At 40.7% G+C, this 7,046-nt stretch carries 6 protein-coding genes; 3 read left to right on the forward strand and 3 right to left on the reverse strand.

Annotation, left to right across the window (positions count from 1 at the left end; translation table 11 throughout):
- Positions 1-133 precede the first annotated feature (133 nt).
- On the forward strand, positions 134-1,291 hold the full coding sequence (locus ACM0OR_RS27325; RefSeq protein ID WP_414579545.1) for a response regulator: 1,158 nt from the start codon (positions 134-136) through the stop codon (positions 1,289-1,291).
- Positions 1,292-1,438: 147 nt separating this feature from the next.
- Here ACM0OR_RS27325 and ACM0OR_RS27330 read toward each other — a convergent pair whose 3' ends face one another.
- Together ACM0OR_RS27330 and ACM0OR_RS27335 are read right to left on the reverse strand one after the other, a co-directional pair.
- Positions 1,439-3,190: an ABC transporter ATP-binding protein gene (locus tag ACM0OR_RS27330; RefSeq protein ID WP_323268276.1), complete on the reverse strand. Its 1,752-nt coding sequence runs from the start codon at positions 3,188-3,190 to the stop codon at positions 1,439-1,441.
- An 81-nt stretch (positions 3,191-3,271) separates the two neighbouring features.
- Positions 3,272-3,970: a hypothetical protein gene (locus ACM0OR_RS27335; protein WP_414579546.1), complete on the reverse strand. Its 699-nt coding sequence runs from the start codon at positions 3,968-3,970 to the stop codon at positions 3,272-3,274.
- A gap of 242 nt (positions 3,971-4,212) precedes the next feature.
- On the opposite strand from ACM0OR_RS27335, the gene galE reads away from it, so the two are divergent.
- A complete protein-coding gene (gene galE, locus ACM0OR_RS27340) occupies positions 4,213-5,211 on the forward strand; it encodes a UDP-glucose 4-epimerase GalE (RefSeq protein ID WP_414579547.1) in 999 nt (332 codons plus the stop codon).
- Positions 5,212-5,393: 182 nt separating this feature from the next.
- Complete coding sequence (locus tag ACM0OR_RS27345) at positions 5,394-6,317, forward strand: lysylphosphatidylglycerol synthase transmembrane domain-containing protein (protein ID WP_414579548.1); 924 nt, start codon at positions 5,394-5,396, stop codon at positions 6,315-6,317.
- 66 nt (positions 6,318-6,383) lie between these two features.
- Here the strand turns inward: ACM0OR_RS27345 and ACM0OR_RS27350 are convergent, their stop codons facing one another.
- The gene (locus ACM0OR_RS27350; protein ID WP_190709789.1) at positions 6,384-6,758 is read right to left on the reverse strand and encodes a hypothetical protein; all 375 of its coding nucleotides are present in this window, start codon (positions 6,756-6,758) and stop codon (positions 6,384-6,386) included.
- Positions 6,759-7,046: the final 288 nt, after the last annotated feature.

Here is a 7,046-nt window from a genome sequence, read left to right on the forward strand (position 1 = left end):
AGGGCTTATGGCTTAACTAACTTTAATAATTTTAGAAGAAGGATTTTACTCAATTTGTATTTCTGTTGTTAATTTAACATATCTAGTCTGGGAGAGCCAATTTCGATTTTAAGCAAATATTATTTAAAAAAATATGCCCAAAGTTTTAGTTATTGAAGATGATATAAATGTACGCCAAAATATTTTAGAATTACTTGAGAATGAAGGCTTTAACTTACATGAAGCAGAAAACGGACAGATTGGTGTGCAATTAGCCCAAGCTGAAATGCCTGATTTGATTCTTTGTGATGTCATGATGCCAGAATTAGATGGTTATGGAGTATTAAAGGCATTGCGTCAAAATCCCACAACAGCGATGATTCCTTTAATATTTCTCACGGCTAAATCTGATAAAACCGACTTTCGGCAAGGTATGGAAATGGGAGCAGATGATTATATTGTCAAACCTTTTACGAGAGCTGAGTTGTTAGCTGCGATCGCTTGTAGATTAGCCAAGCAAACTACTATTCACCAGGAAACTCAGAAGAAACTAGATAATTTGCGTAATAGCATTGCGCTATCGCTACCCCATGAAATGCGAACTCCTCTGAACGGGATCTTAGGTTTTTCACAAATTCTGATGGAAGAAAGTGAGTATCTCGACTCACACGCGATCCGGGAAATGGCAGAATCCATTTATTATTCTGGTGAACGTTTGTTTAGATTAATTCAAAATTTTTTACTGTATGCAGAATTAGAAATTATTGCCACAGATCCACAGCAATTAAAAGTTTTCCAAAGTAAAACTACAAAATTTCCTACATTGGCATTAATTGATATCATTACAGAAAAAGCTGCCAAATTAGGAAGACAAGCGGATTTACAGATAGATTTATCTCCCTGCTATATCAAAATTTCTTCAGAGAGAATTTCTAAAATTGTAGAGGAATTATTTGATAATGCTTTGAAGTTTTCTTCAGCAGGAACTTTAATTCAAGTAAAAAGTAAAGCTATCAATAATATGTTAGTTTTATCTTTTACAGATCAAGGACGGGGAATGACTGCTGCACAAATTGCAGAACTAGGAGCTTATAGGCAATTTGAACGCAAACTTTATGAGCAGCAAGGCTCAGGATTAGGGTTAACCATTGTTAAACGTTTAGCTGAATTACATGGTGGTAAACTCAAAATCCAGAGTCAACCACAACAAAAAACGCTGGTTCAGGTGATACTGCCTTGTAGTGAGGAGAATGCCTACTATCAAAAAGCATTACTGATTGACCAGACGAAAAAATTTGTGGATTGGGGATAGGGAGCATTTCACTTTTTGAAGTGACTCAAACCGATAATAATCCAATAAGATTTTTTGAAAGTCGAATTGCAGAAAATTAATATCAATATCTTTTGTATAAGTTTTAATCTCTGCGATGGGATCAGGATATGCGTAGAGAGAAAACATTTAATGTAGTAATTCTTCTACTTGATGCTGACTCCACAGTTTTCTGTACAAACCCTCCTGTTGCAATAATTTTAAGTGATTGCCTACTTGCACAATCTTGCCTTTATCCATGACAAAAATACGGTCAGCAGCAGCAGCAGCAGAAAGCTGGTGTGTGATAAAAACTACCGTTTTGCGTGTAGTACCACTAGCAAGATTATTGAGGATTTGGGTAGCAGTTTGATTATCCACACTAGAGAGAGCATCATCTAAGATTAAAACGGGTGCATTGACTAGCATCGCTCTAGCTAAAGCGGTACGTTGTCTTTGCCCACCAGAAAGAGTAATGCCACGTTCCCCGACTATGGTTTCATACTGCTGGGGGAAATTCATGATTTCTGGGTGAATTTGTGATGATTTAGCCACCGACTCAACATATAGTTGATCGCTGCTGGGGTCGCCGTAGCGGATGTTATTTCTAATGGTAGTGCTGAATAAAAAGCTATCTTGAGGAACGTAGGCGATCGCATGACGCAAATCTGCTAATGCTATTTGGGTAATATCCACCCCATCTAAAAATAACTGTCCTGGTGCAATATCTAATAATCTAGGCAAGGCATTGGCTAAAGTTGACTTACCTGAACCGATCGCACCGACAATTGCTACTGTCTCTCCAGAGGTAATTGTAAAATTGACATGATCTAACGCTGGTTTAGCCGCACCAGGATAAGTAAAACTGAGATTTTTGGCGGTTAATTCCCCTTTAACTTCCGCTACAGCCATATGCACAGCATCGCTAGTATCTCTAATTTTCGGTTTAACGCTGAGTATCGCTTCCAAACGGTCTATACTGACTTCCCCCCGTTGGTAGGCGGTAATAGTGAAGCCCAATAATGCCGTCGGGAATACTAAACGCTCAACATAGATTAGTAATGCTAAAAAGTCACCAACAGCGAGGTTTCCAGCCGAAATCTGCGTTGTCCCCAACCAAATAATTACGAGTGAACTCAAGCCAGCTAAACCACCGATTAGGGGAAACAAGGTATTGCGGCTTTTCGCCAGTTCCAAGTTAGCCCCCAATAGCTGGTGGTTTTTTTGGGCAAAAGCTCGACGTTCGTTGTTTTCCTGGGCATAGATTTTAATTAAAGCTATGCCACTCATATCTTCTTGAATTAGCTCACTGATCTCAGAGATATTTTCCTGGACTTTAGCTTGTTGCTGACGTAAGCGATTACTAAATAAATGCACTAACACAAACATCAAAGGATAAACTGCGATCGCCGCCAGGGTGAGATTGACGTTAATGGCTAGCATGACTGGTAGTGTTAAGGCGTAAGCAAACACCGTATTGGCTAAACTTAACACCGCAAAACCTAACAACCGTCGCACATTATCTACATCACTGGTAGCCCTACTAATTAAGTCGCCAATTGTATTCGTGGCAAAATAAGCAGGCTCTAGATTGAGTAAATGCTCAAAAATCCTTTGTTTGAGATCAAATTCTACTTGCCGTCCTACACCAAATATCCACAGCCGCGAAGCCATGCGGATCAGCCACATGGCAGCACTGAGTAAAATAATCACAACTACATAACGTAGTATTTCTTGCCAGATCACATTATTGGCAAGTTGGTCAACACAACCACGAATCAACCAAGGAATATAAACACCTAGTCCATTGACAGACAACAAAGCCAAAATACCCAACGTGGCATCTCGCCAGTGGGGACGTAGGTAAGCACCAAGTTTAGCAATTCGTCGAGATTGTTGCATGGAAGGGGACAGGTGACAGGTGACAGGGGACAGGGGACAGGGGACAGGTGACAGGAGATAAGTATCTTTTGATTTCTAACTTTATGCCCGACGACCACGTAAGAAAGTGTAAACCTGAGTGAGATAACTTTCCCAGACTTGGGTTGTAAGTTGCAATGTTTCTGAACTGGGTACAAAGTCTTCTAGCCGCAAGCCTCGTTCTCTAATTTGTTGAGGATTCTGCAACAGGTAAGGGGGGATTTTGGTTTCCCAGTAGTTGAAGGCTAAGGTTGTGCGATTGATTCCAGTGTTAGGCAAGATAGCATCCCCAAGTACATCTGTAACTTGTGTGGGGTTGGTTGGTGTCCCCAAGGCTACAAGTGTTTCTGGTTGAGATGATGGTAGCTGATAGGTGGGAATCATTGCCTCTTGGGTGGCTAAGGGCGCTCTGATTAAAAAGTAGGCGATCGCTGGTGTACTGGATAAAAGTAAAATTGTCAGTGACCAACCAATTAAATATCCTCCTGGTTTCTCAATTCCACCCCCCTTGATTTTCTGCGCTGCCACAATTAGCATCAAAACTGAAGCTCCCAAGGGTTTCAGGGGAAATGATACTAGTCTCCACAAAGATGCTACAGCTGGTTCATTAGGATTGACAAATGACAAGGCGATCACAATCATCAAGATCACAAAAACTAATCGCCCAACAAAAGTTCCTGAAGGATAAAATTTCTGAAACACAGTGTAAGCGATAGTACCAATTAGTAACCACAGCAGTACCCGGCTTAAAAGTTCAAACATAGATTTACACTCAAATCTCCTTTTGCGGTGAGCCTAGAGGTTTCATAAAGTGGATTCATTTTATTGTCAACTGTAATTTGACTTAAAATATCCTAACCCTCACACCAAAGACTACCGTCGTAGTGATTTTAGTGCAATTTTTTAACACTGCGTCTAATATTTATAATTTTCCTGATTAGTTATCTGATACACCAGTGAATTAGTTAAATTAATTGAGTAGTTGTGACTCAAAAGGAAAAGCTATGCCACCTGGAAAGCCCAGCATTTTAGTAACGGGGGGAGCAGGGTATATCGGTTCACATACCGTCTTAGCTCTCAAGCAAGCCGGTTATGACGTGGTAATACTCGATAACTTGGTTTATGGGCATCGTGACTTGGTGGAGAAGGTTTTGCAGGTCGAGTTGATTGTTGGCGATACGAGCGATCGCGCCCTGTTAGATGATTTATTCAAAACCCATAATTTTGCTGCCGTCATGCACTTTTCTGCCTATGCTTATGTTGGCGAATCAGTGACAGACCCCGCTAAATACTACCGTAACAACGTTTTGGGAACGCTGGTTCTCTTAGAAGCGATGCTGGCGGCATCTATTAAGAATTTTGTCTTTTCTTCCACTTGTGCCACATACGGTGTGCCGGATGTTGTACCGATTCCCGAAAACCACCCCCAAAATCCCATCAATCCCTATGGTGCTACTAAATTAATGGTAGAGCGGATTTTATCAGATTTTGATGGGGCTTACGGTTTAAAATCAGTCCGTTTTCGTTATTTTAATGCGGCTGGCGCACATCCTGAGGGGTTATTAGGTGAAGATCACAACCCCGAAACCCATTTAATTCCTTTGGTACTGCTGACAGCTTTAGGTAAACGCGAATCTATCTCAATTTTTGGCACAGATTACCCTACCCCCGATGGGACTTGTATTCGGGACTATATTCACGTCAGCGATTTGGCAGATGCCCACATTTTGGGATTGGAATATTTATTAAAAGGTGGAGATAGCGAATTTTTTAATTTAGGTAATGGTCAAGGTTTTTCAGTCCGAGAGGTTATAGCCGCCGCCGCCCAGGTGACAGGATTAAATATCCCAGTTGCAGAATGCGATCGCCGCCCCGGTGATCCCCCCAGTTTAATTGGTAGCGGCGAAAAAGCCAGAAAAATTCTCGGCTGGCAACCCCAATATCCGGATATTCAAGATATTGTCACCCACGCTTGGCAATGGCATTTGAAAAGACATAAGTAGTCATCTTGAAGCGATCGCATTCTTATATTTTTCCAGGATGAACACGGCAACTAAAGTTGCCCGTGTCGTTTTCATCCACTACCTAGAAAGGTACTAGAATTTTTGGGTAGCAATAACCTTGTGCCTAACAGTCGGAAATTTTACGAGCGCGAATTAGAGCGATTTTTGGGCTTAGTTGTTAAATGACTATTAAACTAAAGAAAATTTTACGTTGGGTAATTTTAGGGGCGACACTAGTTTTTGTAGGTAATGCCTTAAAGAATCATTGGTTAGAGGTGACAGCTATTCGCATTGATGAAGCAGGATGGTCAATTTTGGCGATCGCTACTGGGGTCACTTTACTAGCGCATATCTGGGCTGGTTGGATTTGGACTTGGGTTCTTCAAGAGTTAAAACAACCTTTACCATCTATAAAATTTATTCAGGTTTATCTTAAAACCAACCTTGCCAAGTATTTGCCGGGTAATGTATGGCATCATTACGGGCGAATTGTAGCGGCAAAAAATGCTAATGTTGCGCCTGGTGCAGCCACCCTCAGCGTTTTGCTAGAACCCTTACTTATGGCGGCGGCGGCTTTAATTTTTGTTGTCCTATTTGGCAATCAATTTGCAGCGAATAACACTACCTTGACGCTACAAGGGTTAAAAATACTAAGTTTGGTAATTATACTTTGTGCCGTGCATCCCCGATTTTTAAACCCAGTGATTGGCTTATTTTATAAATTAAAAGCGAAGAAATCTAGCACTCAGCCAACCCCTAATTTTCGGATTCGACGCTATCCCCTCAGACCATTGTTAGGAGAGATGGGATTTTTAGGACTGCGGGGTATGGGATTTGTCTTAACGGTGTTTGCGATTATGCCCTTGAATCTAAGTCACATTCCTTTATTGTTGGGTGCTTTTAGTTTTGCTTGGTTGTTGGGGTTTGTAGTTCCCGGCGCACCTGGGGGGTTGGGAGTCTTTGAAGCCACAGCGATCGCACTTTTACAACATCGCTTTCCCTCGGCGGCGGTAATTAGTGCGATCGCCTTGTATCGTCTCATCAGTATTTTAGCTGAAACTATTGGTGCAGGCTTGTCCTATTTCGATGAACGCCTTGCTAAGTAGCCATATTCTGGGCGTGGGGCATTGAGAACATAATCTATCTTGTCTCCTCTGCCCCTCTTGCCCCTTTTAGAGGCTAGCCGAATCCTCTCCAGACAATATTTGATTGATGCCAATGACCCAAGGCATACCTTGATTTACTGGAGAACTAATACTAATTTTGGCGTGATTCGCAAACAATTTTAATTTGCTCGCCAAATACGAAACATTCATCATAACGTTCTGATAACTTTCAATATCATGGCATACCATGATTAACATCAGAATGCCACTATTAACTTTAAAATACCAGTGACAACTGGATAACAAAATACGTACCGAATGCCTACAAGTTAAATAAAACCTTGTTTTTGTTACTTCTTCTAGTTGACTGAGTAATATTTCACTTATGAGTGTAGTTTTATGTGTGGGCAAATCGTCGGGAGATAGATATGGTTGCTTCATAGATTTTCGCCCTAATTGCAAAGGATTAATAGACTGACGTAAACCCAAAAACTTTAATTAATTTATGCAGTTACATCAGGTAGAAACATAATCTCTATTGATATCCGTTCACTCCCTTACAACTGGTTATATAGTTGAGTTTCCCTGCTATCTCATTTTCCTTATATTTCTTTAGCAATTAGTCTATAAAAGTAAATATTCGTTAGTATTTCGTGATTTTTATCTGAGTTTTCATTAGACTTGTCTATAAAAGATAAAAAGCTGACTGTGAAGGGATTATAGGAGATA

Source organism: Anabaena sp. CCY 9402-a, from assembly GCF_963920945.1.
GTDB lineage: Bacteria > Cyanobacteriota > Cyanobacteriia > Cyanobacteriales > Nostocaceae > Trichormus > Trichormus minutissimus.